We start from the raw sequence: 24,867 nt of genomic DNA, 5'->3' as shown, positions 1-24,867 counted from the left end.
ATCCGTGCCCAACTCAACCGATGGACTTGCGCAGCACGGCATCCAGGCGTGCCCAGTCGACCGTCGAGCGGGGGGAAACCACGGGTTCACCGTCATGGGCCTGCGTCTGTCCAGGGAGGAAAATCGACTTGCCGAAAGTCCAGTAGGCGACCGAGCCCAGCAACGCCAGCGACGCCACGCCTACCAGCACCCTGCTCCAGTTCGCCCGATCCTGCGCCGGGCCGGGTGCGATCGTCACGGCGCGAGGCAGTTCACCGTTGCGCACGTCGAGCAGCAACGGCGACGCCTGGCCGGAGGAGCCAGCGTGTGCCGCCCCTGCATCAGGCGGTGACAGCAGCCTGGGCGCGCTGACAGCAAGGAAGTTCATCGCACTATCCATTTAGGGTCAGCGCGTACTGAAGCGAATTCTTGTCCGGGCTTCCAGCGCCAGAAGCGACAAGGCGCCCCGCAGGGCGCCTTGGTTCCATGGGATGCAGCGGATGATCAGCGCTGGGCGGCAGCCGACACCTTCAACGAAGATGCATTGACGCTCTTTACCCCGTCGATCATCTTCGCCTTGGCCACGGCATCGTCATGCTCCTGTTGGGTAGCTACGTTGCCACTCAACGTCACGGCGCCATTTACCGTATCCACCTTGATCTCACGTCCCGGCGTGCTTTTGCTGACCAGCAGATCGCTCTTCACCTTGGTGGTGATCCAGGTATCGCTGACCGGTTCGTTGGAGTCCGCAGTCTTGTCGTGGCCGTCGTGCATGCCCTTCTTGGCTGGGTCATTGGCCATCGCCAGCGGGGCAGCCAGCAGCATGCCCAGGCCAATCGTCGCCGTCAGCAGTTTTACATTGATCGTCATCGTGAATCCCTCCTCGGTTGGTGCCCGCAGTGTCCAGCAGCCACCGTCCAGCCAGCGTGCGGGTGCCGTCACGTCCGGGTGAATCGAAAGGCCGAAAGCGACAACCATTCATGTTTTGTACTGCGCGGCAGCACAGGTACGCTGTCGTTCCCCACCGATTGGAGCCTCCCATGCCTGCGGACCTGCAGATCGCCCTGATCGGGTATGGCCTGGCCGGGCGCGTGTTCCACGCACCGCTCATCCAGCACACACCGGGGCTGGCGCTGCACAGCGTGGTCAGCTCGCGACGCGATGAACTGCGTCGGCAATTCACCGATGTGCGCATCTGCGCCGATGCCCGCGAGGTGATTGAAGACCCCGCGGTGGACGCGGTGGTGGTCGCCACCCCGAACGACCAGCATGCGCCGCTCGCCATCGCCGCCCTGCGTGCCGGCAAGCATGTGCTGGTCGACAAACCGTTCGCACTGGACCTGCGCCAGGCCGAGGAAATCCTGCAGGCGGCGCAGGCCAATGCACGCCTCGCCACGGTTTTCCAGAACCGGCGGTTCGATGCGGACTTCCTCACCCTGCAGGCACTGCTGCAGACCGGCGAACTGGGCGTGATCGCCGAATGCCATTCCCACTTCGACCGGTTCCGCCCGCAGGTACGCGACCGCTGGCGCGAACACGACGCGCCCGGCAGCGGCCTGTGGTACGACCTGGGGCCGCACCTGCTGGACCAGATGCTGGTGTTGTTCGGCTGGCCGCAAGCCATCAGCGCCGACCTGGACTGCCTGCGCGGCGGAGGCGGCATCGACTATTTCCATGCGGTGCTGCATTACCCGCGCATGCGCGCCATCGTGCACGCCGGCTCACTGGTCGCGGCATCCTCACCGCGGTTCGCCGTGCACGGCACGGGCGGCAGTTGGAGCAAGCAGGGGCTGGACGTGCAGGAATCGCAATTGGCCGCAGGCAAGGCACCGGGCGCGCCGGGCTGGGGCCTGGACCCTCACCACGGAACGCGCAGTTGGCTGGACGCCGACGGACAGGTGCGGCACACCAGCGTGGACAACCTTCCAGGCGATTACCGGCGGCTGTATGCACGCTTCGGCGCGGCGATACGCGGCGACGGCGAGCCGGACGTCACCGCCGACCAGGCGCTGCAGCTGATGCGGCTGCTGGACGCCGGCAGGGCCAGCGCGCAGGAAGGGCGCCGCATCGCGTTGTAACCACCACGGCTGCCAGGCGTCCGGTAGCGCCGGGCCATGCCCGGCGAACGTGCAGCGCCGCCCCCGCCGGATCGCCCCATGCCTGGCAAAGCCGCCGAGCATGGCTCGGCGCTACAGGGGGGGCCGGTAGCGCCGGGCCATGCCCGGCGAACGTGCAGCGCGGCCCCCGCCGGATCGCCCCATGCCTGGAAAAGCCGCCGAGCATGGCTCGGCGCTACAGGTGGGCCGTTCAACCCTAAGCACCACCGCTGCCAAGCGTCCGGTAGCGCCGGGCCATGCCCGGCGAACATGCAGCACCGCCCCCGCCGGATCGCCCCATGCTTGGAAAAGCCGCCGAGCATGGCTCGGCGCTACAGGTGGGCCGTTCAACCCTACGCACCACAGCTGCCGGGCGTCCGGTAGCGCCGGGCCATGCCCGGCGAACGTACAGCGCGGCCCCGCCGGATCGCCCCATGCCTGGCAAAGCCGCCGAGCATGGCTCGGCGCTACAGGGGCGTCCGGTAGCGCCGGGCCATGCCCGGCGAAGGTGCAGCGCGGCCCCCGCCGGGTCGCCCCATGCCTGGAAAAGCCGCCGAGCATGGCTCGGCGCTACAGGTGGACCGTTCAACCCTTCTTGATTGCGTGGCCGCCGAACTCGTTGCGCATCGCCGCCAGCAAGCGGTCGCTGAAGGAATTGGACTCACGCGAACGCAGCCGCTCCAGCAGCGACAGGGTAATGACCGGCGCCGGCACGTCCAGCGCGATGGCCTCGGCCACGGTCCAGCGACCTTCGCCGGAATCTTCCACGTACGGTGCGATGCCATCCAGCGAGGGGTTGCCCTGCAGCGCCTGTGCGCTCAGGTCCAGCAGCCATGAACGCACCACGCTGCCATGCCGCCACACCTCCGCCACCTGGCCCAGGTCCAGCTCCATCTCCTTCTTGCGTTCCATCAACGCAAAGCCTTCCGCATAGGCCTGCATCATTCCGTACTCGATGCCGTTGTGGATCATCTTGGTGTAATGCCCTGCCCCGCTCGGCCCCACCCGTGCCCAGCCGCGATCCGCCGCAGGAGCCAACGCCTGGAACACCGTCGCCAATCGCTCCACCGTGGCCGCGTCGCCGCCGACCATCAGGCTGTAGCCCTCCTGCAGGCCCCATACGCCGCCGCTGGTACCGCAGTCCAGGTACACGATGTCATCGTCAGCCAACGAGCGCGCGCGACGGATCGAATCCTGGTAATTGGAGTTGCCGCCATCGATGACCACATCGCCTTCGGCCAGGTGCGGAGTGAGCTGGGCCAGGGTCTGGTCGACCGTATCGCCGGCCGGCACCATCAGCCAGACCACGCGCGGTACCGGCAGGGCAGCCACCGCCTCGGCCAGTGAACCAACCACTTCCAGCCCGGCTTCGCCAGCGCGCGCGCGCGCCGCCTCCATCGGATCGAAGCCGACCACGCGGTGCCCACCACGCTGCAGCCGCTGGGCCATGTTGGCCCCCATGCGGCCCAGGCCGATCATTGCAATATCCATTTCTTCACCTTTTTGTTGGAAAGCCGTGGCGGGGAATGCCGTCCGGCCCGGAATCGGAAGTCAGGCTGCCTGGCGTACCGGTGGCAGCGCAGTGGCGCAGTTGCGCCTGCTGCCAGCGCCGGTACAGCGTGGTGTGCAGATTGTGCATCGTCAGCTCCACCGAGAACGGCGTGCGCGGATTGCGGTCAAGCAGCCGCACGACATGGAAGCCAATGGGTTTTATACCCTGCGGATGCACGTAGATCAGGAACTGCCGGTAGAACGGATCGTCCAGCAGCGTGTCCATGCGTTGCACCAGCACCGTTTCATCTCGGGTCAGCGAGGCCCGAAGCGCCGGTTCGCGGTCCACCAGCAGGCGCTCGAAGAAGCGCACGCCCCGCCGCGGCACCTGTCGCGACAGCTCCCACAGCGCACGGTTGCGCTGGTCGTACCAGGCGAACCCGGCATGTGCCTGCAACGCCTGCGCCGCCTCCGCACCCACGTCCACCACGATGAAGTTCTCGGCCTGGTTGCCCAGGTCATCCAGCGTATCGCGGCCGAATGCATGGGTGAGGTAACCCGGCGCCCCCATGAACGCCTGCCGTCCCATGGCCGCGGTGCGCACCGCCTTGCCGTCGGCGAACAGCGTGCCGGCATGCGCACCCAGCAGGATGCTGTCGGTGGCGTGCAGGCCCAGGAAGGTACCGATGCCCAGCTCATCGCTGTCGAATGCCTGGTCGAACGACGCATCGCCGTGCAGCTCACGCTGGGTCGCCAGTTGCGCTACCTGGCGGCCGACGCCGCACTCGCTGCGCACCCGGCCGTGGTAGAAGGCATCCACGGCCCGGCTGTTGCTGCCCGCTGGCTGGTAGCCGCGGCCCAGGCTGCGCGTGCGCTGCCATCCCTGTGCCTGCGCACCCTGCAGTCCGAAACCTATCCAGCCCAGTTGCAGGCCGGTGAAGCGATAGCCCGGATTGTCCTGTAATCGCTGCGCGGCATCTCGCGCCGCCTCGCCCACCCGGAACGCGTAAGCACAGACAGTCGCAGGATCGTCCAGCAGGCGCTGCATCAGCGCCGCCCGTGCGGTGTCATCCATGTGCGGTGGCAGCACCACGCGAAGGTCGCCTGCCGCCTGCGCATCGCCCAGGTCCGCGCGTGTGCAGACCGCGCCGCCGTGCACCTGCGGTGCACTAACTTCCCCGCTCTGGAAACGCCAGCCCAGGCGCTGCAACAGGCCTTGCTGGCAGGCAGGCGAAGGGGGCGCTGCTGTTGCTGGACAGGCCAGCAACAACCCCAGCAACACCGCAACTGCGCGCATGTTCAGTGCAGCCCGCTGTCCACCGGGTCGCCGTGCGGAGGGGACGCTGCGGGAGCTGCTGCCGGCTCCAGTGCCGGATCAGCCACCTGCGTGGCGGCAGGCAGGTACTGCTGCAGCCGCTGGAAGAAACGACCGTAGAATTCCCCGTCCTGGACGGTGCTGCTGGCCACCCTGACCAGCGAATCGTCATTGCTGCCGAACGGCAGCGAGACCGACCCGATCGCACCCACGCCGACACTGGCAGAGGTAGGGCTCTTCTTCAGCGCATAGCGGTCCTGCACGGCACTGACGAACACCAGCGCCTGCTCGCCACGTGGCGCGCAGGAGATGCGCAGCACCAACTGCTCGTGGTTGTCGTCATGTGTCTGGAAGTTCTTGTTGCCTTCCACGCCGGCATCATCGGCACGCGCAATGGCATAGCCCTGGCTGAGCAGCGTGCGCCGGGCCGCTTCGCAGGCCGCTGCCGGCGTGCCATCCACGGTACGGGAATACATGTCACCCGAATCGAACGATTCACGCAGCAGCGTACTGTCGGCAGCGCGGCCACCGCAGGCGCTGAGCATCGCCATCATCATGCTGGCGGCAAGCAAGGTAGGAAACCGCATGGCAACTCCGGGCAGTTCAATGCGGCGGAGCATAGCGTGGTCGCTGTATGCGCCGGGTCACGGCGCGCGGCAGAGCGGCGCCTTCACCCTGTAGCGCCGAGCCATGCTCGGCGAGCGCGCGGCGCGGCCCGCATCGGATCGGCCGCTGCCTGGAGAAGCCGCCGAGCATGGCTCGGCGCTACAGATGGACCACAGCGCCAGATGGCCCGTGGCGCCGAGCGGGCCGTAGCGCCAGATGAGCCGTAGCGCCGAGCCATGCTCGGCGGGAACCCAGCGCCCGTGCCACCTTCAATCCGCCCAGCGGCCCGCGCCGGTGGACTGCGGCAGCACCTGTGCGGACAGCGGGCGATCATCCTCCAGCAGGTTGACCGCATCAGCCAGGATCGATGCCGATTCGCGCAGCAGCGGGTCCGGACGCTTCTCTGCCGCCTTCTCGCGCGCCGCATCCTTGACGATGTCGCGCTCGTTGCCGGTCAGGCCATCGTCATTGCTGTCGTCGGCCAGCGGGTCCAGGTCCAGGCCCAGCTCCTTGCGGATCGCTTGGCGGTCGGTGCGCTGCTTGTCCTGGCGCTCACGCTCGGCGCGGCGCTCGTCTTCGTTGAGCGAAATGTACTTCTTGGCCTTTTCCGTACGGAACTGCTCGACATCCTCGTTCCACCACTGGAACTCCTTGTCGGCCGCGATGCGCGCATCATGCCGGGTTTCCAGCTTCGGCAGCAGCGGCCCGAAGTTGCCGTACTGGGTGTGCGGCACGGCGGCGATGCGGGTCCACGGCAGTGCGTTGTCGTAAGTGCTTTCGCCGAACTCGGTGGCATCCACGCTGGCCGGGAAGGCCAGGTCCGGCACCACGCCCTTGTGCTGGGTGCTGCTGCCGCTGACACGGAAGAACTGCGCGATGGTCAGCTTCACCTGGCCGAAGCGCTGGGTTTCGCCGCTGGGCCAACGGTCCAGGTCTACGATGTTCTGCACGGTGCCCTTGCCGAAAGTGGTCTCACCGATCACCAGGCCACGCCCGTAATCCTGGATGGCGCCGGCGAAGATCTCCGATGCCGAGGCCGAACCACGGTTGATCAGCACCGCCAGCGGACCGTCCCAGGCCACCGCCTCGCTGCGGTCGCTGTTGACGGTGACACGGCCACCGGACTCACGCACCTGCACCACCGGGCCCTGCTCGATGAACAGACCGGTCAGCTCGATCGCTTCGTCCAGCGAACCACCACCGTTGTTGCGCAGGTCCAGCACCACGCCGTCCAGCTTGTCGTTCTTGAAACCAGCCAACAGCTTGGCCACGTCGCGGGTGGCCGAGGCATAGTCGGTGGCGTTGCGGCGGCGGCCCTCGAAATCCTGGTAGAAGGTCGGCAGCTTGATCACCCCGACCTTGCGCTCCGGCGCACCGTCGGTGCCCGGGATGGTCAGGGTTTCGCCCTTCGCTGCCTGCTCGGCCAGGCGCACCTTCTGCCGGGTCAGCGTCAGCGTGTGGTGCTTGCCGTCCACGCCTTCCTCGGCCGGAATGAATTCCAGCCGCACCTGGGTGTCCTTGTTGCCACGGATCTTGGCGACCACATCGTCGATGCGCCAGCCGATGACATCTTCGATCGGTCCGGACTTGCCTTGGCCGACGCCGACGATGCGGTCACCCGGCTTCAGCTTGCCGTCCACCGCCGCCGGGCCACCGGCGATGATCTCGCGGATCACCACCATGTCGTCCTGGCGCTGCAACTGCGCGCCGATGCCTTCCAGCGACAGCGACATCGCCTGGTTGAAGTTCTCGGCGGTGCGCGGGGTGAAGTAATCGGTGTGCGGATCAACCGCGCTGGTATAGGCGTTGAGGAAGAACTGGAACACGTCCTCGCCCTTCAGCTCGTTTACCGACCTTTCCAGCGTGGAATAGCGCTTGTCCAGCGTCTTGCGGATTTCATCCGGCTTCTTGCCGGCCAGCTTCAGGCGCAGCCAGTCGTTCTTGACCGATTTGCGCCACAGCTCGTCCAGTTCGACGTCGCTGGCCGCCCATGGCACGTCCTTGCGGTCGTACTCGAACTTTTCGTCGGTGCTGAAATCCGGCTCGCGCTTGAGCAGGCCGCGTGCATAACCCACCCGCTGTGCAACCCGCTGCTTGTACACCGCGAACACCTGGAAGGCCGGTTCCAGCTCGCCACCGCGGATGGCGGTGGCGATGCCGGCCTCGAACGGCGCGAAGGTCGCCACGTCGGCCTGGGTGAAGAACTGCTTGCCGCCGTCGAGCGTTTCCAGATAGCGCTTGAAGACATCCTTCGAGGTAGCCTCGTCCAGCGCGCGCGGCCGGTAGGCGTAGCGGCTGTCGGACAGCAGGCCATAGACCAGCTTGGACGTGGTCGCCTGGTCGGCGGTGGCAGCGGCCGGCAGCGCCGGCGAATCGGCCTGCGCGGCCAGCGCCAGCGGCGCGGTAAGGGCCAGGGCAATCAGGAAGGCGGGGGCTTTGAATTTCATGGAATTGCTCTGGGACACCTGGCTGAAAGGGAGACTGCGCGCAGTTAGGACAACACGACAGTGCCGAAAGTTGCGGGCTTTGTCACCCGGTGTTCCGGAACACACAAATCCAGCCTAAACCGGCCCCTGTAGCAAATTGTGAATGTGGGCTGGGGCCGGCCGCATGGCAGCCGCCGGTAGCGCCGAGCCGTGCTCGGCGGGCGTGGCGGTGCGTCCGGGCATAGCGGCGCTTCCGAGCATAGCGGCGCGTCCGGGATTCCGCCGGGCATGGCCCGGCGCTACCAGGCAATCGGCCGCTCAGGCGACGCCGGCGCCCTTGGCCTGCACGTCGGCGTGGTACGACGAGCGCACCATCGGCCCGGACGCCACGTGGCTGAAGCCCAGCTCGTAGCCGTAGACCTCCAGCGCCTTGTAGTCTTCCGGCGTCCAGTAACGCAGCACCGGATGGTGGTGCGCGGTCGGCTGCAGGTACTGGCCGATGGTGATCATGTCCACGTCGTGCGCGCGCAGGTCGCGCATGGTGGCCTTGATCTGCTCGAACTCTTCGCCCAGGCCCAGCATGATGCCGCTCTTGGTCGGTACTTCCGGGTGCTGCGCCTTGAAGTTCTTCAGCAGGGTCAGCGACCACTGGTAGTCCGCGCCCGGGCGCACGTTGCGGTACAGGTCCGGCACGGTCTCGATGTTGTGGTTGAACACATCCGGCGGGTTCTTCGCCAGGATCTCCAGCGCGCGCTCCATGCGGCCCTTGCCGCGGAAGTCTGGGGTCAGCACTTCGATGCGCGTACCCGGCGACTTCGCGCGGATGGCGGTGATGCAGTCCACGAAGTGCTGGGCACCCCCGTCGCGCAGGTCATCGCGGTCCACGCTGGTCACCACCACGTACTTCAGTCCCATGTCGGCCACGGTCTGGCCCAGGCTGGCCGGCTCGTTGGCATCGGGTGGTTTCGGACGGCCATGGGCCACGTCGCAGAACGAGCAGCGCCGGGTGCAGACCTCGCCCAGGATCATGAAGGTAGCGGTGCCGTGGCCGAAGCACTCATGGATGTTCGGGCAGCTGGCCTCCTCGCACACCGTCACCAGGCGGTTTTCGCGCAGCTTGGCCTTCAGGTTCTGCACCGCATTGCCCGAAGGAATGCGCACGCGGATCCACGACGGCTTGCGCAGCACCGGCGCATCGGCGAACTGCACCGGTGAGCGGTTGATCTTGTCCCCGCCCAGCTGTTTGACGCCCGCCTGCATCGGCGCGGCGGCGGGAACGGCTTCGCCCTGCAGCATCTGCAGGGGAATGGTGCGGGCAGTCTGTTCGGTCATGGTGTTCCCGGCGGCAACGCGGCCGCGTGGTTTCAGTTCAAATCAGGCGGACAGGTCCGGCTGTTCCGGCGTCGGTCGCAGCAGCAGGCCGAACTGGCGGGCCAGTTGGTCCAGCAGCACCGGCTTGACGGCATCCATGCCGGATGGACCGCCCAAGTCTACCATTGCGGTCACCTGCAGCCCTTCGTAGCCACAGGGGTTGATGCGGTGGAATGGTTCCAGGTCCATGGCCACGTTGAAGGCCAGGCCATGGAAGGTGCAGCCGCGGCGCACGCGGATGCCCAGCGCGGCCACCTTGGCCCCGCCCACATACACGCCCGGCGCGCCGTCCTGGCGTTCAGCGCCGATGTTCCATTCGCCCAGCGTGTCGATGATGGCCTGCTCGATCCGGCACACGTAATCACGCACGCCGATACCCAGCCGCGGCAGCCGCAGCAACGGATAGACCACGATCTGCCCGGGCCCGTGGTAGGTCACCTGGCCCCCACGGTCCACGTGCACCACCGGGATATCGCCCGGCGCCAGCACATGTTCCGGCTTGCCGGCCTGGCCCAGGGTGAACACCGGATCGTGTTCGACCACCCACAGTTCGTCGGCGCTGTCGTCATCACGCTGGTCGGTGAAACGCTGCATTGCATGCCAGACCGGTTCGTAGGCCTGGCGCCCCAGGTCGCGGACGACGGCGGGACGCAGTGCATGGTCAACGGCAGTGGCTACAGCGTCCACTTCACTTCCGGGTGGTCGCGCAGCACTTCGTGGGCCAGGTCGTACTGCGCACGGTCGCTGGCGGTAAATGCCAGCCGCACGGAGACGTACTTGCCGTTGGACGAATGCTTCCAGCTGATGCGCTCGTGCAGCACGGTGATGCCTGCAGCCTGCAGCAGCTTGGGAAGTTCCACTTCCAGCCCGGAGTTCGCCGCGCCCATGGCGCTGAGTTCGAACTGACCGGGAAACTGGAAGCCGTGGTCGGGGTTGTCGGACTTGATTTCCATGCGCCCATTATCGGGCCGGTGAAGATCAAACCCAAGGGGGGCACGGGTGCCTGGGGTGACGGCGACCAGCCGTCGCGTCCCTGCCACGGTGCTCGCCGGGCATGGCCCGGCGCTACGGATCATTGCTCGCCGGGCATGGCCCGGCGCTACGGACCATTGTTCGCCCGGCGTGGCCCGGCGCTACGGATCATTGCTCGCCGGGCATGGCCCGGCGCTACGGATCATTGCTCGCCGGGCATGGCCCGGCGCTACGGATCATTGCTCGCCGGGCATGGCCCGGCGCTACGGATCATCGCTCGGTACATCGGTAGCGCCGGGCCATGCCCGGCGAGCGCAGCGGACTGTCAGCAGGACATCCCGCTTACTTCGCCAGTTCCATGAAGGTGGAATTGACCCAGCCCTTGTTGCCCATTTCATCTTCCACTTCCCACATGGTGCCTTCCTTGGTGCCGGTGGGGTACAGCAGCATGCCCGGCTCCAGCTCACGCACGGCCGCGCCGGTACCCTTCGCGTTGGCCAGCAGGCGGCCTGGCTTCAGCATGGTCACCGCCTGGCTGCTGTTGGCTGCCGACGCGTTCTCCGGCAACCCGCCCAGCTCGGCCACCATGTTGGTATAGGCCTGCAGGTAGGCCAGCGTGATCACCTGGCCCAGCTCGGTGTTGGCGTAACCGCCCACGCCCATCGCACCGATGCCGCTGCCGCCGAACAGGCCGCCGCCAGCGCCCCAACCCAGGTCAGTCTTCTTGGAATTACCTTCGACGATGGCCACCTGCTCGGAAGAGCGCACGTCGGTCAGCGTCAGGGTGACGTCGGCGGTCTTGCTGCGGAAGTTCAACCCGCCCACCACCGCACCGGCCTTGCCACCGATCAGCCCGCCCAGCAGGCCGCCGATGGCATTGCCCCCGGCATTGTTGTTCTGCGAAATCAGGTCCGGCACCAGCACGTAGTCGGCCGCGCGGATCTGGCCCTTGCCGATGTTGGAACGGCCACGCAGCTCGCCGTCGGATGCCAGCGCGCGTTCTGCCTGGGCAGCAGCCATGCCGACGCCACGGTCCACCAGCGTGAAGCACTTGGACTTGTTGACGAACACCTTGATCAGCTTGGACGGTGCCGGCAGCTGCTGGCCGGTCCACCAGTTCACCACGTCTTCGGGCTCGATGACGGAGATCGAACCCAGCGGCTTGGTGCACACGGGAATCTGTGCCTGGCCCTGCTTGTTCTGCTCCTGCGCGGAGGTCTTGCTGGAAGTGAAGGCGTCGCGCAGGCCGGCCGATGCCGGTGCGCTGATCGTGGCCAGCCCGATGCCCAGCGCGGCACAGGCCATGAAGTTGGCAAGCGTATTGGTTTTGGTCATGTCAGTTGTCCAGCGCTGCCACCCGTTGCGGGCAGTGCGCAATCCATTGGTTAGAAGGGCCTGTGCGGCCGACCTGAATCCTTTGTGCGACGCCCCCCTTGGCGCCCGGGCTGAGGATATGACAGGGGCTTCACGAGGGCAACCTCAGCTGAACGACATGCCAGGCACTGCGTATCGGATGCCAGCAATAATGTGACGTAAATCACATTTTATGACGTCACCCGCAGGACGATCCTCGTGCAAATACACATCCCCACGCGCGGAACAATGCAATGATGCTGACGTTATCGAACTGCACAGACACTGGCGCTACTGTGTCTGCGCGAAAAACCTCGAAAAATACCCACCCTGGACTCCCATGCACCCAACGCGCATCGCTGCAGCCCTCGGGCTGACCGGCCTGCTGGCCGCCGCCCTCCCCCTCCACGCAGCTGAACAATGCAGCCAGAGCGCGTTGAAGGACCATCCCCCCCAGATCAACTTCCGCGTCGACAACGACCTGTTCGGCGGTGCCGACCAGGATCAGGGATATACCAACGGCGCGCAGATCACCTTCGTGTCGCCGAACCTGGTGGACTACACCAACGACCCCTGCCTGCCGCGGCTGGCGCGCTGGGTCAACAGCCACCTCGAAGCGCTGCACCCGGGTGAGTACGAACAGCAGAACATGATCTTCAGCGTCGCCCAGGGCATCTACACGCCCAACGACTTCACCCGTCGCGATGTCATTGAAGACGACCGCCCCTATGCGGGCGTACTGGTCGGCAGCTTCGGCTACAACGCACGGCGCGGCAATTTCCTGCAGACCACCCAGCTCACCCTGGGCGTGGTGGGCCCATGGGCGCAGGGCAAGGAGGTACAGGATGCGGTGCACGACCTGCTGGGCGACGACAAGTTCGAAGGCTGGGACAACCAGCTGCACAACGAACCGGTGATCATGCTGACCCACGAGCGGATGAACCGCTGGCCGCGCGACGCCACCCTCAACGCCACTGGCTGGGGCTGGGATGCCATCAGCCATTACGGCGGTGCCATCGGCAACCTGTCCACCCACGCCAATGCGGGCATGGAAGTGCGTTTCGGCTGGAAGCTGCCGGACGATTTCGGCAGCACGCCACTGCGCCCGGCGGGCGAGAACACCGCACCTTCCCGTGGCGGCAGGCCGAGTGGCTGGTCGTGGCACCTGTTCGCCACCACCGACGCCGCCTGGGTAATCCGGGACATCACGCTGGACGGCAACACCTTCCGCAACAGCCACAGCGTGGACAAGAAGCCGGTGGTCGCACAGGGCGGTTACGGCATCGCGGTCATGCGCGGACGCTGGAAATTCGCCGTGGCGCGTTACCACAGCACCAAGGAATTCGATGGCCAACGGCAATCGCCGATCTTCGGCAGCTTCACCATCAGCCGTTCGTTGTAACCATCAGCATCCGCCGGGCCATGCCCGGCGGATGTTGCTTTCGTCGTTGCTTACGCCGGCCCTGCCCGGCATTACCGATGCAGGAACCTGCGCAGCAGCGTCTTGCGGCTGACCTTGCGCTGGCGCCTTCGCGCCAATTCCTCCGCAAAGCAGAGCGTGAAGCGGCAGACGAACAAGAACGCTGGCTTGATACGCGTCATGCCGGCCTCCTGATTACCAACCAAAGCCCGCGCCAAAACCCACCGACGCATCGTCGCCGCTGAACGCACCACCCAGGGTCACCGTGGCGCGCTCGCTGATGGCACGCTGGTAGCCCATCGACAGCGCCGACGCGCCGCCCTGGAAGCCCACGCCCACGCCGACACGGTTGTCGGTATGCACGCCAGCCGCGCTGGTGGCCATGTTGAGCATGGCCGCGCTCATCGCACCCTGGCGATCAATGCGGTGGTCCATGTTGCGCATGCGCTGGTCCACCTGGCCCTTCAATCCTTCGAAGCTGTCGCTCAGCCCCTTCATCTGGCTGTCGGTATAGCTGTTGGCGCTGGCCACGCTGCGGTCCAGCTGTGCCTTGTTGACCGCATCGGTGGCCTCGGTGCCTTCGCCGACGTTGGTGATCTGGCGCTCGCTGCCAGCGCTTCCCACCGACACCGTGTTGGGGCGATCAGCCACCGAGCCCGCGCCCAGCGCGACCGAATTATCAGCACTGGCGATGGCGCCCTCACCGATGGCGGTCGCGCTGATACCGCTGGCAACGGCACCCGCACCCACCGCAGTGCCGACCGTTGCCACTGCCGCCGGTGCCGGCGGCGCCGAAGCCGAAGCCGAAGCCACCGCAGGCGTTTGATCTGCCGGGGAAACATCCGCGGGCATCCGCGCTTCTTCCACGCCCATCAGGGACATGCCCTTGCCGCTGCCCGAAGCAGCCGTGCCGGCGATGCGATGGTCCAGCTCGGTCACCTTGTCGTCCAGCGCACCCAACGCCGCGCCGACGTCGTGGTAGTTGTTGCCCTGGATGGAATAGGTGGGCGCAATGAAAACACCCTGCAGGCCCACGCTGGCACCGCCGCCAAGGAGGCTCGCCTGATTGGTCAGCGCCTGGAACAGCTGGCCACCGTTGATGGCCTGCATGCTGCCTGCGGCGATCTGACCATTGGCCATGTTGTCGATCACCGTGCCCCGGCTACCGCCCAGCGTCGCCTTGCCCAGGCTCAGGTCGTCGTAGGTCAATGCCGCAAGGATGGTGCCGCTGGTCGGGTCCAGCACGCCGGCTGCTTTCAGCTGGGCGATGGTGACCGCCTCATCATCGGCCAGGCCATTGGCCAGGCCGGTCAGGCGGCGGGGTCCGTCGGTACCGGCGATATCCACCAGTTCGCCGCCCTTTTCATGCGCCACATCGACACTGCCGCGCACTGGATCAAAGGACACCAGGTCCTCGCCAATGCCACCGGCTTCAAGCGCACTGACGCGCTCGTTGGTAGCGAACAGCTGTGAGCCGTTCACCGCATCGGTGCTGGTGGCCGACAGCGTGCCGGCGGCCATGTTGACGATCCCGCGCTGCCCGTTGACTGCCGTAGTGCCAACCGAAACCGTGTTGGCAATCGTAGCCGTGCTGCCATTGCCCAGTGCAACTGCGCCCTCAGCGCTCGCGGTTGCCCCATTGCCAAGCGCGGTGGAGTTGGTGGCAAGCGCCGATGCGTTACTGCCGATGGCGGAAGCGTACCTTCCCGACGCGGTGGCCGAATCACCCAGCGCCGTACCGAAATAGCCCGCCGTGGCAAGCGTGCCAATGGCAGTGCCGTGCCAGTCCGTCGCAGCCGCGCTGGGGCCGATGGCGATGCCGTAATTCGACGCCGTCGCGGGACGCGCATCAGGCAGCGTTGCATTGCCGCTGTAGCTGCCAATCTTGAAATAGGTGTTGTCAACCTTGGTCTTGAGGACGCTGATGTCGGCCTTGGTGTTGAGGGCGCTAATATCGGCCTTGTTGCTGAGGGCCGTATCCATCTGCGCCAGGTTCACCGCATCGGTGCCGGCCGTACCGGCCGCCACGTTGGTGATCTGCCGCTGCAGCGTCGCACTGCCCACGGAAACCGACTTGGCACGGTCGGCAATCGAGTCCGCGCCCAGCGCGACAGAATTGCCTGCCGTGGCCTTCGCGCGCAGGCCGAGCGCCACCGCACCGCTGCCAGTGGCCGATGAAGTGGTGCCTACCGCGACCGAACCGGCATTGTTGGACAGGGAGTCTTCACCCAGTGCAATGCTGGCCGAGTTCGACGACCCGACATTGGAACGCGCATTGCCGCCGATGGCGATGTTGCCAGCACGACCGGCATTGTTCGCTGCGGTGGATGCTTGGCCTGCGCCGACCTGAACGTACTTCGATCCCGTCGCACCGGCTACTGCCGCGTTCAACTGACGCACGTTCACCGCATCGGTCGCCGCCGTGCCGTCGGCAAGACCGGTGATCTTGTTGTTGCCAAAGTTGGCTGCGGCATTGAACTTCGTCGCACCTTCAATGGTGACGCCGTTATCGCCGCGAAGAAGCAGGCGACCATCCTCATAGCCCTGCACCAGCGAATTCGACCTGAAAGAGCCATTGGCGCCTACGGCGCCTGTGCCGCTCGACATGGAAAACGAGTAGTACCCGCCACAGGCCGACACATTGGACGCGCCCGTGTGCGTCCACGTTCTGCCGGCACCGCCCAGGGCGCCCTTTGGGCACAGCGACAGCGAGCCACCCGCCGGAATCACCTGCGCCGAAGCGGTCCCCGGCAGCAAGCCCAAAGGTGCAAGTGCCACCAGTACGGCGGTAGCGACGCTGCGGCGCAGACCGGCAAACTGCCTGTGAGTCAACCCGTCATGCGTGTTGTAATCAGATTCTTGGAATTTTTTCACGATATCTGTCTCTGCTGCTCCAACAGGCCGGCGGTTCGGGCAGGCGCGTGGTGGATGGGAATGCTCAAGGGGCAGGGAGTATCGACATCCACTGTCAGCCTCTCCATCGGACAGGTCCTGTAGTTGATGCGTCGTCACTGTCGCCGCCCATGCAAAGAAGGCCCGCGGTCTTTCCACCGCAGGCCTTCTGTTCACCGAAGGCTGTTGCCTTCGTCTACCACTGCATCACGGCTTACCAGCTGAAACCGGCACCACCGGAGATGCTCTTGTCGCTGCCGCTGAACGCGCCGCCCAGCGAGACCGAGACGTTCTGCTTGACGCCCATGACACGCTGGTAACCCACGGCCAGCGCGCTACGGCCGTTCTGCTGGCCGATACCGGCGCCTACGCGGTTTTCACCACTCAGGCCCGCGGTATTGATCGCCATGCCGGCGTACGCCGCACTGATCGCACCCATGCGGTCGATACGCTTGTCCATGGAGTGGAAACGCCCGTCGGTGTACTCGCGCTCTGCCTTGAAACGGTCATCCATCTGCTGCAGGTTGACCGCATCGGTCGGACGCACGCCAGCGGCGACGTTGCTGACGATGCGCTCATTACCAGCCGAGCCCATCGACACTTCGCCGTCACGGTCAGCCACCGAACCGCTGCCGATGGCAACCGAGCCATCGCCCGAAGCGCTGCCGCCGTTGCCGACCACGACGGAACCGGCACCGGTGCCTTCGCTCACCAGGCCGCTATCGCCGCCGCCATCACCACCACCGCCGCCGCTTCCGCCGCCGGCTTCGATGGCACCGACACGGCCATCCAGGCCATTGAAACGGGATTCCCAATCGGCATTGATCTGCCACAACTGGCCGCCATTGATGGCTTCCTTGCTGCCCGCGGCGATCAGGCCGTTGGCCAGGTTGCCGATCACGGTGCCACCGGTACCGCCCAGGGTGGCACGGCCCAGCGAAGCATCGTCATACACCAGTGCGTTCAGCGCGCGGCCGTCGTTCGGATCCACCAGGCCGGAGGACTTCAACTGCGCGACGGTAACCGCGTCGCTGTCAGCCGTACCGTTGGCCACGCCCGTCAGGCGGCGCTCGCCATCGGTGCCGGTGAAGTCCACCGCTGAACCGGCCTTGCCAGCGGCCACGTTCACGTTGCCGGTGGTGCCATCAATGGTGACCAGGCCGGCTGCGCCGCTGGACAGATCGTTGACCACGCTGGTCAGGTTGGTGATGTCACCTTCGTTGGTGGTCACGCGACCATCCAGGTTGGTGATGTTGGTTTCGGTGGCAGCCACGCGATCATTGGTTGCCGCCAGCTGCGAACCGTTGACGGCGTCTTCGCTGCCTGCGGCCACCTCGCCCTCGGCCACGCCGGTCACCTTGCGCGCACCGGCGGTGCCGGTGAAATCCACCGTGCTGCCGCCCTTGCTGCCGGCAACGCCCACCACGCCGGTGGCGTCGTCATAGGTCACCAGGCCGGCGGTGCCATCAGCCAGGCCATCCAGACGGGTGTTGATGGTGGTGATGTTGCCTTCGTTGACCGTTACGCGGCCATCCAGGTTGCTGATATTCGTGGTGTTCTGTGCCACGTTCTCGTTGGTAGCGAACAGCTGCGAGCCATTCACGGCGTCGGTGCTGTCGACTGCCAGTTCACCTGCGGCGACGCTGGTCAACTTGCGGTCCACGGCTGCGCCACTGGCGTTCACGCCGGCGAAATCCACCGTGGTGCCGCCCTTGCTGCCGGCAACGCCCACCACGCCGGTGGCGTCGTCATAGGTCACCAGGCCCACCGTGCCGTCGGCGATGCCGTCCAGGCGGGTGTTGATGTTGGTGATGTTGCCTTCGTTGACCGTTACGCGACCATCCAGGTTGCTGATATTCGTGGTGTTCTGTGCCACGTTCTCGTTGGTAGCGAACAGCTGCGAGCCATTCACGGCGTCGGTGCTGTCGACTGCCAGTTCACCTGCGGCGACGCTGGTCAACTTGCGGTCCACGGCAGCGCCACTGGCGTTCACGCCGGCGAAATCCACCGTGGTGCCGCCTTTCTCCGAAGCAACCTTCACGATGCCCGAAGCATCGTCATAGGTCACCAGACCCACCGTGCCGTCGGCGATGCCATCAACCTTGTTGTTGATGGTGGTCAGCGAGGTATCCACGGCACCGAAAGCATCGCCCACGTTGCGGTAGTTGCCGCCGCCGATGGAGTAGGTCGGCGCGGTGATGGTGCCGGCCGCGTCCACGGTGGAGCCGCCGCCCAGGGCAGCAGCGACACTGCCCGCGGTGTCGGTGAGCTGACCGAAGTTGACCGCGTCGGTGCGGATGGTTCCCGCCTTGATGCCGGTCAGGGTACGGGTGTCACCGTTGGCATCACGCAGGTTGACGTCACCGCCGACCGCCTTGTTGGCGACAGTGATCTCGCCGGTGGTCGCATTGCGCTCCACCAGGCCCGGGCCAGAACTTTCAATGGTGCTGACGCGGCCATCCAGGTTGGTCAGCGCACCACCAACGTTGGTGTAGTTGATACCGCCAATGGTGTAGGTCGGACCCGTCACCACGCCGGTGGTCGGGTTGATGGAGGCACCGCCGCCCAGGCCGTCCACGACAGGCTTCAGCTGGCTGACGTTGACCGCATCGGTGTCGGCGGTGCCGGCGGCCATGTTGACGACGCGGCGCTTCACGCTGGCATTGCCCAGCGACACGGTGTTTGCCCCATCGGCAACCGAGTCTTGACCCAGCGCGATGGCACCGGCGGCCGTGGCGGATGCGCGCAGGCCCATCGCGACGCTGCCCACGCCCGTCGCCTGTGCGGTCGTGCCGATGGCGATGCTGCCGGTGTTGTTGGCCAGCGTATCCTCACCCAGGGCGACGGTGGCCGAATTGCTGCTGACGCCGAGCGAACGCGCGTTGCTGCCGATGGCGATGTTGCCGGCACGGCCGGTATTGTCTGCTTCGTTGGCCGGATTCTGGCCTTGGCCTACCTTGACGTACTTGTCGTCCACCGTAGTAGCCAACGCCGCTCCGATGGTGCTGACGCGGCCATCCATGTTGGTCAGTGCACTACCGACGTTGTTGTAACTGATACCGCCTATGTTGTAGGTCGGCGCCGTGATGGTGCCATCGGCGTTGACCGCCGCACCGCCGCCCAGACCTGCCACAACAGGCTTCAGCTGGCTGACGTTGACCGCGTCGTTGTCCTGCGTACCCGCGCCTACATTGACGATCTGGCGAGTGAAGGATCTTCCGTCGCGGTTGTTTACCGCACCAACTGACACAGTGTTGGCACGATCCGCCAACGAGTTGGCACCCAACGCGACACTATTATCGGCTCGTGCTTCGGACACAACACCAATGGCAACTGAACTGGCACCGGCAGCAAATGCACCGCGCGGACCATTCACGTCCGAGCCGGTAGCACCACCGATGGCTACGGAATAATTTCCTGCCGCACGCGTGTTGGCGCCAACAGCAAGCGAAGCGACGCCCGACGCATCTGCTATAGAACTTCCATCGCTGCCACCGCCGTGACCAATATAGTCATCGGGGATCGCCGAGATGCCGGCACCGGCTGGTAGGGCAGCACTTGACGGTGCCATCGAGGCCGCAGCCTCGCAGCGCAGGCCATCGGCCGAAATGGATTCATTCACCGCGCACTGCAGGCTTTCCGGCGAATCGGCAGCCAGCGCGGCGCCGGCCGGCAAGGCCAGGGCGACGGCCATGGCAGCCGCCAGGCGGCTGCGGCTCTTCTTGCCGCGCGCAGCAGCAAACTCGTGGGCCACGGCCCACGTCCCGGTTGATACATTGAAGATCAACTTGTAAACAGCATTCATGAGGGGGTTTTCTCGATGGGTGCGCGGCGCGCGGCGCCGTGCCGGTATGGTGATGACGCTCTTGGCTTCCGGGGTTCTCCGGAGAGGCGCTATCGTTGACTTCCACCGTTTTGGGTCCCATCGGTCCGGTCTTAAAACGCCGGCATTGGCTTGGTGCGGACGGATTTGTATGGGTTTCGTTAAGTGATGTGTTGCCTTGATGTGGATGGGGATTTGTTGTCGTCTGGGCGGGCTGCGGGCGGGTTCACGGTGATGGGATGGGCTCCGTGGCCAGCGGATTCACGCTGACGGGCATGGCCCGTCATTACCGCAGGCTTGTAGCGCCTCTACGGTGGCAAGGACCAGCTCGTGGCTGGCGATCAGCAGGCCTTCCATCAGCTTGGGTTCCGCCAGCCAGGGCGGTGCGGCATGCAGGATGGCCAATGCGGCGCTGGCGCCTTCAAGGCGGCGAAAGACGGCGGTGATCGCGCTGAGATCGGCGACATCGGAGGATGCGGATGCCTTGTCGGCTTTGGCTTGGCGCACCATGGACAGGTGCACCACGCGGCCTGTCTCGGGATGCGGCATGCCGTTGTCCTCCAGCATCCGTTCCAGCTTTTCGGTGAAGTCCGCTGGGAGATCGTTCATGGCGTCGCCGATCAGGGAATGCAGGCGCGCAGCGCTCAGGGGGTGCTGTGACATCGCTCAACCTCACAGGTCGTTGGGCCACCTGCGCAGCAGCGCAAGGTGGCGGACGGTGCGGGTTGGCATACCGGTGAGCACGTAGCAAAGATAAAACGAACCGGCGGGATCCCGGGATCCCCCACGCACCGTCCGCCGCAGATGCGGAAGCCGGTGCATTTTCCTTGATGCTTTGCATGCATCAAGACCTTTGCTAACAACTACTCTTACAGGATGCCAATCCCGGCTGGTGCAGATGCAACCAGCCTGCACAGCGTGCGTGCGGCGGGATAAATGCGTCCATCAGGCAATCTGCAAATTCGCGCGGTGGCGCCGAGCCGGGCGCGGCGGAATTTCTCCGCTCACGGCCCGCTGCGCTCGCCGACCATGGGTCGGCGCTACCGGGACACTGGGGCGGCGCTATCGATTACCGGGCGACGTACCGTCGCCAGCAAAACGCCCGCGATTCGCATCGCGGGCGTTCGGGGGATGGGTGTCGCGTGGTTTGTTCGGGTGATGGGGATCGCGTGGTTCTGGTAGAGCGGGTCCATGACCCGCTGCGGTTTACGTGGTGCCGGAGCGAAGAGCAGCGGGTCATGGACCCGCTCTACCAGGGGCAACACCGCCGGCCTTACTCGGATTCCCACCACATCCAGAAGCTGTCCCACAGGCGCTTGAAGAAGCCGGCTTCTTCCACCGCGGCGATGGCCACCAGCGGCGCCTGGGCGACCACCTTGCCATCCAGCGTCACCTTCAGCGTGCCCACCTGCTGGCCAGCAGTGAACGGGGCCACCAGCGTCTTGGGCACGTCAATGGTCGGCTTCAGGTCGTTGTAGCGGCCGCGCGGCACGCTGACCAGCATCGGCTGGGCCACGCCCAACTGCACGTTGTCGGCCTTGCCCTTCCACACCTTGTGTTCGGCCACGTTCTTGCCGGGCTCGTACAGGCGGTGGGTTTCAAAGAAGCGGAAACCCCAGTTGAGCAGGGCCAGGCTGTCGTCGGCGCGCTGCTTTTCCGATGCGCCGCCCAGCACCACGGCAATCAGGCGCTGGTCGCCACGCTGAGCCGAACTCATCAGGCAGTAACCGGCGGCCGAGGTGTGGCCGGTCTTGATGCCATCCACGCTGCCATCGCGCCACAGCAACAGGTTGCGGTTGGGCTGCTTGATGTTGCCAACGGTGAATTCCTTCACCTTGTTGTAGGCATAGGTTTCCGGGTAATCGCGCACGAAGGCGCGGCCCAGCAACGCCAGGTCATAGGCGGTGCTGTGGTGGCCTTCGGCGGTCAGGCCGTGTGCGTTGACGAAGTGCGAATTCTTCATGCCGATCTTGGCGGCATAGCTGTTCATCAGCGAAGCAAAGGCTTCCTCGCTGCCGGCCACGTGTTCGGCCAGCGCGATGGCGGCGTCATTGCCGGACTGGATGGCCATGCCCTTTTCCATGTCTTCCAGACGTGCCGTCTGGTTGACCGGGAAACCGCTGTAGCTGCCATCGGTGCCAGCGCCGCCTTCGCGCCAGGCACGCTCGCTCATCATCACCTGGTCGTCCTGCTTGACCTTGCCGTTCTTCACTTCGGCGGCAATGACATAGCTGGTCATCACCTTGGTGATGCTGGCAGGGGCCAGCGGGGCGTCCACGTTTTCGCCAGCCAGCACCTGCCCGGAGGCATAGTCCATCAGGATCCAGGCCTTGGACACGCTGGGCACCGGGGCCGGCGGCGTCGCCACGGTAGCCGGGGCCGCAGCGGCCGGCGCAGGGGTGGCGGGCTGCGGCAGCTCGGTCTGGGCGTGGGCCAGGCCCACCACGAGGGTGGCGGCCAGCGCGGTGGCAGCAAAACGGAATTTCATGGGACGGCAGGCTCCTGGTACGGCCAAAGACGAATAAAGCAGTTAACGCGTTGAAGACGACCATTGTAGGCCGTCGCGACAGGCAGGACGCGGCAGGCGCAGCCCACCGCGATGGATCAGTCGCGGACGATCTGCGGCGATCCGAATCCCAGACCGGAAATGCGACCGGCAAGTTCCGCGGCGCTGTTGGAATCGCTGGCGGGCACGCGCAGGCGCCACAGGGTGCGGCCGCCTGCGGCGATGTCGCTGATGGTGGCGCCGACAATGCCCGCCGCGGTCAGCTGGCCCTGTGCACGCGCCGCATTGTCGCGGCTGGCGAAGCTGGCGACCTGCAGCAGGACGGTGCCCAGGACCTGTTGCGACACGGTGGGCGTGGCGTGTGCATCGGCCACGGATGGGGTGGGCGGTGCGGCCAACGGCAGCGGGGCATGGCCCCGCTCTACCGAAGCAACGGCAGGCCGGGGGGTGGCCGGCAGGTGTTCAGAAGCAACAGCAGACCGGAGGGGGCCGGGCAGGTGTTCCGAAGTTGCAGGCCCGGGCGTGGCCGGCAGGCGTTCCACCAGCGTATCGATGGCCGAGGGTGCAGCGATCGTGGTGGCGGTGGCGGCAGGAGATGCAGGGCGTGCAGGGATCGCAGTGGCTGCGGCGGTTGCACGGCGTTCGGCGCGGCTGGGCTTGGCATCGGCCAGCAGGTTGCCCTCGCCCGGCTGCAGCGCGCGTACTTCCACGTTGCCGGTGCCGCGCTGGGTGATGCCCAGGCGCACTGCGGCGGCGTAGCTGAGGTCGATCACGCGGCCATCGTGGAACGGGCCGCGGTCGTTCACCCGCACGATCACCGATTCGCCATTGTCCAGGTTGGTGACGCGGGCGAAGCTGGGCAGCGGCAGCGTCTTGTGCGCGGCGGTGAACTGGTACATGTCGTAGACCTCGCGGTTGGAGGTCAGCCGGCCATGGAACTTCGCACCGTAATAGGACGCGGTGCCCTTCTCCGCATAGCCCTTGGTGCTGTCCATCACCTTGTACTTCTTGCCCAGCACTTCATACGGGCTCTTGTTGCCCACCGGCGAGCGCGACAGGTCCTGCACAATGGGTTCGGGGATGCAGGCCACGTTGGGCACGTAGCTGGGCGTGGTGTCCTTCACCCCCGGCTTGTACAACCCGCCACGGGTGTAGTTGCCGCGCGTGCCCAGGTCTTCCTGCGCGGCGGCATACGGTGACCCTTCCGGGCAGTGTGCCGGGCGCGTGCCCTTGCCCTGCACCACCGTGCTGGCTGGCTTGCCCGTGCTGGCCTTTCCGCCAGGTTTCTGCGGTGCGCTGCTGCAGGCAGCCAGTGCAAGGATCAGTAGCCCGGGGACAAGCCATTTGATATTCATGCCGGCGGCAGCTCCTCACCTGCGATGGCCTGCGACAGCTGGAACACCGCCATCGCATACATCTTGGAGATGTTGTAACGGGTAATGGCGTAGTAGTTCTGGAAGCCCAGCCAGTACTGCGTGCCGGTGCTGCCTTCCAGCGTGATGGGGGTGGCCGTGGCACCGGCCTGCACCGGTGCGGACGGGTGGTAACCACGCTGGGCCAGATCGGCCAGCGACCACGTCGGCGTCCATTCGGTGGGATTGAACGCTTCGCGGCCGGCATCCAGCGTGGCCGGTACGGCCACCTGCCCACCGCGCACCCAACCGCCCTTCTTCACGAAGTAATTGGCGATGGAGGAAAACACGTCGTCATAGCTGTTGAACAGGTCGCGGCGGCCATCGCCATTGCCGTCCACGGCGAAATCCAGGTAGCTGGAGGGCATGAACTGGCCCATGCCCATCGCACCGGCATAGCTGCCCTTCAGTGCGGTGATGTCCAGTTTCTCGTCGCGTGCCAGGGTGAACAGCTTGGCCAGTTCATCGCGGAAGAACAGTTCGCGGCGCACTTCGCGTTCCAGCTTGGCCGGATCGCCGCTGCGCGGGTAATAGAACGCCAGCGTATACAGCGCATCCAGCACGCGATGGCTGCCGGTGTTGGCGCCGTAGCTGGTTTCCACGCCGATGATGGACACGATCACTTCGGCCGGCACACCGGTGCGCTGCTGCACGCGCATCAGCTCATCGCGGTGCTGGGCCAGGAATTTCCTGCCGCCGTCGATACGCGCCTGGCTTATGAAGATCGGCCGGTACTCGTTCCACGGTTTTACCCGTTCGGCCGGGCGGGACATGGCGGCGATGATCGGCTGGCGCACCTGCGCCTGGTCAAGGATGCGGGTGATGTAGGCCGGGTCCAGCCGGTGCGCGGCGGCGGTATCGCGGATGAAGTTGGCGCGTGCGGTCTCGAACGGCACCGGGGTCAGGTCGACCGGGGGCGCGGTGGCTGCCGCCGCTTCGGGTGCGGCTTCGGCCGGCCCCTTGTTCTGTCCGCTGCCCGGCTTGTGCGGGGCCACGGTTGCCTGCGAAGGCGATGGAGGACTCGACGGCTGGGTCGCACAGGCGACCAGGCCGAGGGTAAGCATGCAGGCCAGGGAACGTCGGATCATCGCCGCAGGTTAGCAGGTCATGGATGAAATAAAACCCCTAAGACCATGAATAGCAAGATGAAAGCCGGTAGAGCGGGTCCATGACCCGCTTGCTCTCATTTCCACCATCGCGCCAAC

At 65.9% G+C, this 24,867-nt stretch carries 18 protein-coding genes and 2 pseudogenes; 2 read left to right on the top strand and 18 right to left on the bottom strand.

The genetic code is table 11. The features are described from left to right. Window positions 1–13: 13 nt before the first annotated feature. Both H4O11_RS07180 and H4O11_RS07175 read right to left on the bottom strand, forming a co-directional pair. Window positions 14–367 (bottom strand): hypothetical protein, encoded by a 354-nt coding sequence (locus tag H4O11_RS07180; protein ID WP_182338716.1) that lies wholly within the window; start codon window positions 365–367, stop codon window positions 14–16. Between the two features lie 116 nt (window positions 368–483). Next, on the bottom strand, window positions 484–849 hold the full coding sequence (locus tag H4O11_RS07175) for a BON domain-containing protein (protein WP_182338715.1): 366 nt from the start codon (window positions 847–849) through the stop codon (window positions 484–486). A 170-nt stretch (window positions 850–1,019) separates the two neighbouring features. Between H4O11_RS07175 and H4O11_RS07170 the strand changes: the two genes are divergently transcribed. Continuing rightward, window positions 1,020–2,057: an oxidoreductase gene (locus H4O11_RS07170; protein ID WP_182338714.1), complete on the top strand. Its 1,038-nt coding sequence runs from the start codon at window positions 1,020–1,022 to the stop codon at window positions 2,055–2,057. Window positions 2,058–2,660: 603 nt separating this feature from the next. On the opposite strand, the gene gnd is transcribed toward H4O11_RS07170, so the two are convergent. From gnd to H4O11_RS07130, 8 genes are all read right to left on the bottom strand, one after another. Next, window positions 2,661–3,566, bottom strand: coding sequence for a phosphogluconate dehydrogenase (NAD(+)-dependent, decarboxylating) (gene gnd / locus H4O11_RS07165; protein WP_182338713.1), 906 nt, complete (start codon window positions 3,564–3,566; stop codon window positions 2,661–2,663). A 4-nt stretch (window positions 3,567–3,570) separates the two neighbouring features. After that, entirely contained in the window at window positions 3,571–4,863 is a 1,293-nt protein-coding gene (locus H4O11_RS07160) for a hypothetical protein (RefSeq protein ID WP_182338712.1), read from the bottom strand. 2 nt (window positions 4,864–4,865) lie between these two features. Continuing rightward, window positions 4,866–5,468, bottom strand: a complete 603-nt coding sequence (locus H4O11_RS07155; RefSeq protein WP_182338711.1) for a DUF2242 domain-containing protein — start codon at window positions 5,466–5,468, stop codon at window positions 4,866–4,868. Window positions 5,469–5,756: 288 nt separating this feature from the next. Further along, the gene (locus H4O11_RS07150; RefSeq protein ID WP_182338710.1) at window positions 5,757–7,934 is read right to left on the bottom strand and encodes a carboxy terminal-processing peptidase; all 2,178 of its coding nucleotides are present in this window, start codon (window positions 7,932–7,934) and stop codon (window positions 5,757–5,759) included. Window positions 7,935–8,231: 297 nt separating this feature from the next. Further along, entirely contained in the window at window positions 8,232–9,245 is a 1,014-nt protein-coding gene (gene lipA, locus H4O11_RS07145; RefSeq protein WP_182338709.1) for a lipoyl synthase, read from the bottom strand. A 42-nt stretch (window positions 9,246–9,287) separates the two neighbouring features. Next, window positions 9,288–9,971 (bottom strand): lipoyl(octanoyl) transferase LipB, encoded by a 684-nt coding sequence (lipB, locus tag H4O11_RS07140; protein ID WP_182338708.1) that lies wholly within the window; start codon window positions 9,969–9,971, stop codon window positions 9,288–9,290. Continuing rightward, entirely contained in the window at window positions 9,959–10,237 is a 279-nt protein-coding gene (locus H4O11_RS07135) for a DUF493 family protein (protein ID WP_182338707.1), read from the bottom strand. The genes lipB and H4O11_RS07135 overlap by 13 nt, the downstream gene beginning before the upstream one ends. A gap of 361 nt (window positions 10,238–10,598) precedes the next feature. Continuing rightward, window positions 10,599–11,591, bottom strand: coding sequence for a CsgG/HfaB family protein (locus H4O11_RS07130; RefSeq protein WP_182338706.1), 993 nt, complete (start codon window positions 11,589–11,591; stop codon window positions 10,599–10,601). A gap of 358 nt (window positions 11,592–11,949) precedes the next feature. Between H4O11_RS07130 and H4O11_RS07125 the strand changes: the two genes are divergently transcribed. Next, window positions 11,950–13,011 carry a lipid A deacylase LpxR family protein gene (locus H4O11_RS07125; RefSeq protein WP_182338705.1) on the top strand — a complete coding sequence of 354 codons (1,062 nt, stop codon included), beginning with the start codon at window positions 11,950–11,952 and terminating at the stop codon, window positions 13,009–13,011. A gap of 71 nt (window positions 13,012–13,082) precedes the next feature. Here the strand turns inward: H4O11_RS07125 and H4O11_RS19455 are convergent, their stop codons facing one another. From H4O11_RS19455 to mltB, 8 genes and pseudogenes are all read right to left on the bottom strand, one after another. Next, window positions 13,083–13,211 (bottom strand): hypothetical protein, encoded by a 129-nt coding sequence (locus H4O11_RS19455; protein ID WP_281367584.1) that lies wholly within the window; start codon window positions 13,209–13,211, stop codon window positions 13,083–13,085. A gap of 13 nt (window positions 13,212–13,224) precedes the next feature. After that, window positions 13,225–14,055: pseudogene (locus H4O11_RS19545) on the bottom strand (YadA-like family protein); the annotation flags it as partial. Window positions 14,056–14,478: 423 nt separating this feature from the next. Then, window positions 14,479–15,636: pseudogene (locus H4O11_RS19540) on the bottom strand (YadA family autotransporter adhesin); the annotation flags it as partial. A gap of 499 nt (window positions 15,637–16,135) precedes the next feature. Next, window positions 16,136–19,726 (bottom strand): ESPR-type extended signal peptide-containing protein, encoded by a 3,591-nt coding sequence (locus H4O11_RS07115; RefSeq protein WP_182338703.1) that lies wholly within the window; start codon window positions 19,724–19,726, stop codon window positions 16,136–16,138. A 279-nt stretch (window positions 19,727–20,005) separates the two neighbouring features. Then, window positions 20,006–20,407 (bottom strand): hypothetical protein, encoded by a 402-nt coding sequence (locus H4O11_RS07110; protein ID WP_182338702.1) that lies wholly within the window; start codon window positions 20,405–20,407, stop codon window positions 20,006–20,008. Window positions 20,408–21,017: 610 nt separating this feature from the next. Further along, entirely contained in the window at window positions 21,018–22,232 is a 1,215-nt protein-coding gene (locus tag H4O11_RS07105; protein ID WP_182338701.1) for a D-alanyl-D-alanine carboxypeptidase family protein, read from the bottom strand. A 116-nt stretch (window positions 22,233–22,348) separates the two neighbouring features. Further along, the gene (locus tag H4O11_RS07100; protein ID WP_182338700.1) at window positions 22,349–23,605 is read right to left on the bottom strand and encodes a septal ring lytic transglycosylase RlpA family protein; all 1,257 of its coding nucleotides are present in this window, start codon (window positions 23,603–23,605) and stop codon (window positions 22,349–22,351) included. Beyond that, a complete protein-coding gene (gene mltB, locus H4O11_RS07095) occupies window positions 23,602–24,750 on the bottom strand; it encodes a lytic murein transglycosylase B (protein ID WP_182338699.1) in 1,149 nt (382 codons plus the stop codon). Before mltB ends, H4O11_RS07100 begins: the two co-directional genes overlap by 4 nt. Between the last annotated feature and the right edge of the window lie 117 nt (window positions 24,751–24,867).

This window comes from Stenotrophomonas tumulicola (assembly GCF_014117215.1).
Taxonomy (GTDB): Bacteria; Pseudomonadota; Gammaproteobacteria; order Xanthomonadales; family Xanthomonadaceae; genus Stenotrophomonas; species Stenotrophomonas tumulicola.
The sequence above is the reverse complement of the archived record's forward strand: the minus strand, read 5'-3'. Positions and strand labels throughout refer to the sequence as shown.

What these genes read in the sequence shown, in the direction of transcription:
- H4O11_RS07180 (WP_182338716.1), bottom strand. Translation starts at nt 367, where the DNA reads ATGAACTTCCTTGCTGTCAGCGCGCCCAGGCTGCTGTCACCGCCTGAT.
- H4O11_RS07175 (WP_182338715.1), bottom strand. Translation starts at nt 849, where the DNA reads ATGACGATCAATGTAAAACTGCTGACGGCGACGATTGGCCTGGGCATG.
- H4O11_RS07170 (WP_182338714.1), top strand. Translation starts at nt 1,020, where the DNA reads ATGCCTGCGGACCTGCAGATCGCCCTGATCGGGTATGGCCTGGCCGGG.
- gnd (WP_182338713.1), bottom strand. Translation starts at nt 3,566, where the DNA reads ATGGATATTGCAATGATCGGCCTGGGCCGCATGGGGGCCAACATGGCC.
- H4O11_RS07160 (WP_182338712.1), bottom strand. Translation starts at nt 4,863, where the DNA reads ATGCGCGCAGTTGCGGTGTTGCTGGGGTTGTTGCTGGCCTGTCCAGCA.
- H4O11_RS07155 (WP_182338711.1), bottom strand. Translation starts at nt 5,468, where the DNA reads ATGCGGTTTCCTACCTTGCTTGCCGCCAGCATGATGATGGCGATGCTC.
- H4O11_RS07150 (WP_182338710.1), bottom strand. Translation starts at nt 7,934, where the DNA reads ATGAAATTCAAAGCCCCCGCCTTCCTGATTGCCCTGGCCCTTACCGCG.
- lipA (WP_182338709.1), bottom strand. Translation starts at nt 9,245, where the DNA reads ATGACCGAACAGACTGCCCGCACCATTCCCCTGCAGATGCTGCAGGGC.
- H4O11_RS07135 (WP_182338707.1), bottom strand. Translation starts at nt 10,237, where the DNA reads ATGGAAATCAAGTCCGACAACCCCGACCACGGCTTCCAGTTTCCCGGT.
- H4O11_RS07130 (WP_182338706.1), bottom strand. Translation starts at nt 11,591, where the DNA reads ATGACCAAAACCAATACGCTTGCCAACTTCATGGCCTGTGCCGCGCTG.
- H4O11_RS07125 (WP_182338705.1), top strand. Translation starts at nt 11,950, where the DNA reads ATGCACCCAACGCGCATCGCTGCAGCCCTCGGGCTGACCGGCCTGCTG.
- H4O11_RS19455 (WP_281367584.1), bottom strand. Translation starts at nt 13,211, where the DNA reads ATGACGCGTATCAAGCCAGCGTTCTTGTTCGTCTGCCGCTTCACGCTC.
- H4O11_RS07115 (WP_182338703.1), bottom strand. Translation starts at nt 19,726, where the DNA reads ATGAATGCTGTTTACAAGTTGATCTTCAATGTATCAACCGGGACGTGG.
- H4O11_RS07110 (WP_182338702.1), bottom strand. Translation starts at nt 20,407, where the DNA reads ATGTCACAGCACCCCCTGAGCGCTGCGCGCCTGCATTCCCTGATCGGC.
- H4O11_RS07105 (WP_182338701.1), bottom strand. Translation starts at nt 22,232, where the DNA reads ATGAAATTCCGTTTTGCTGCCACCGCGCTGGCCGCCACCCTCGTGGTG.
- H4O11_RS07100 (WP_182338700.1), bottom strand. Translation starts at nt 23,605, where the DNA reads ATGAATATCAAATGGCTTGTCCCCGGGCTACTGATCCTTGCACTGGCT.
- mltB (WP_182338699.1), bottom strand. Translation starts at nt 24,750, where the DNA reads ATGATCCGACGTTCCCTGGCCTGCATGCTTACCCTCGGCCTGGTCGCC.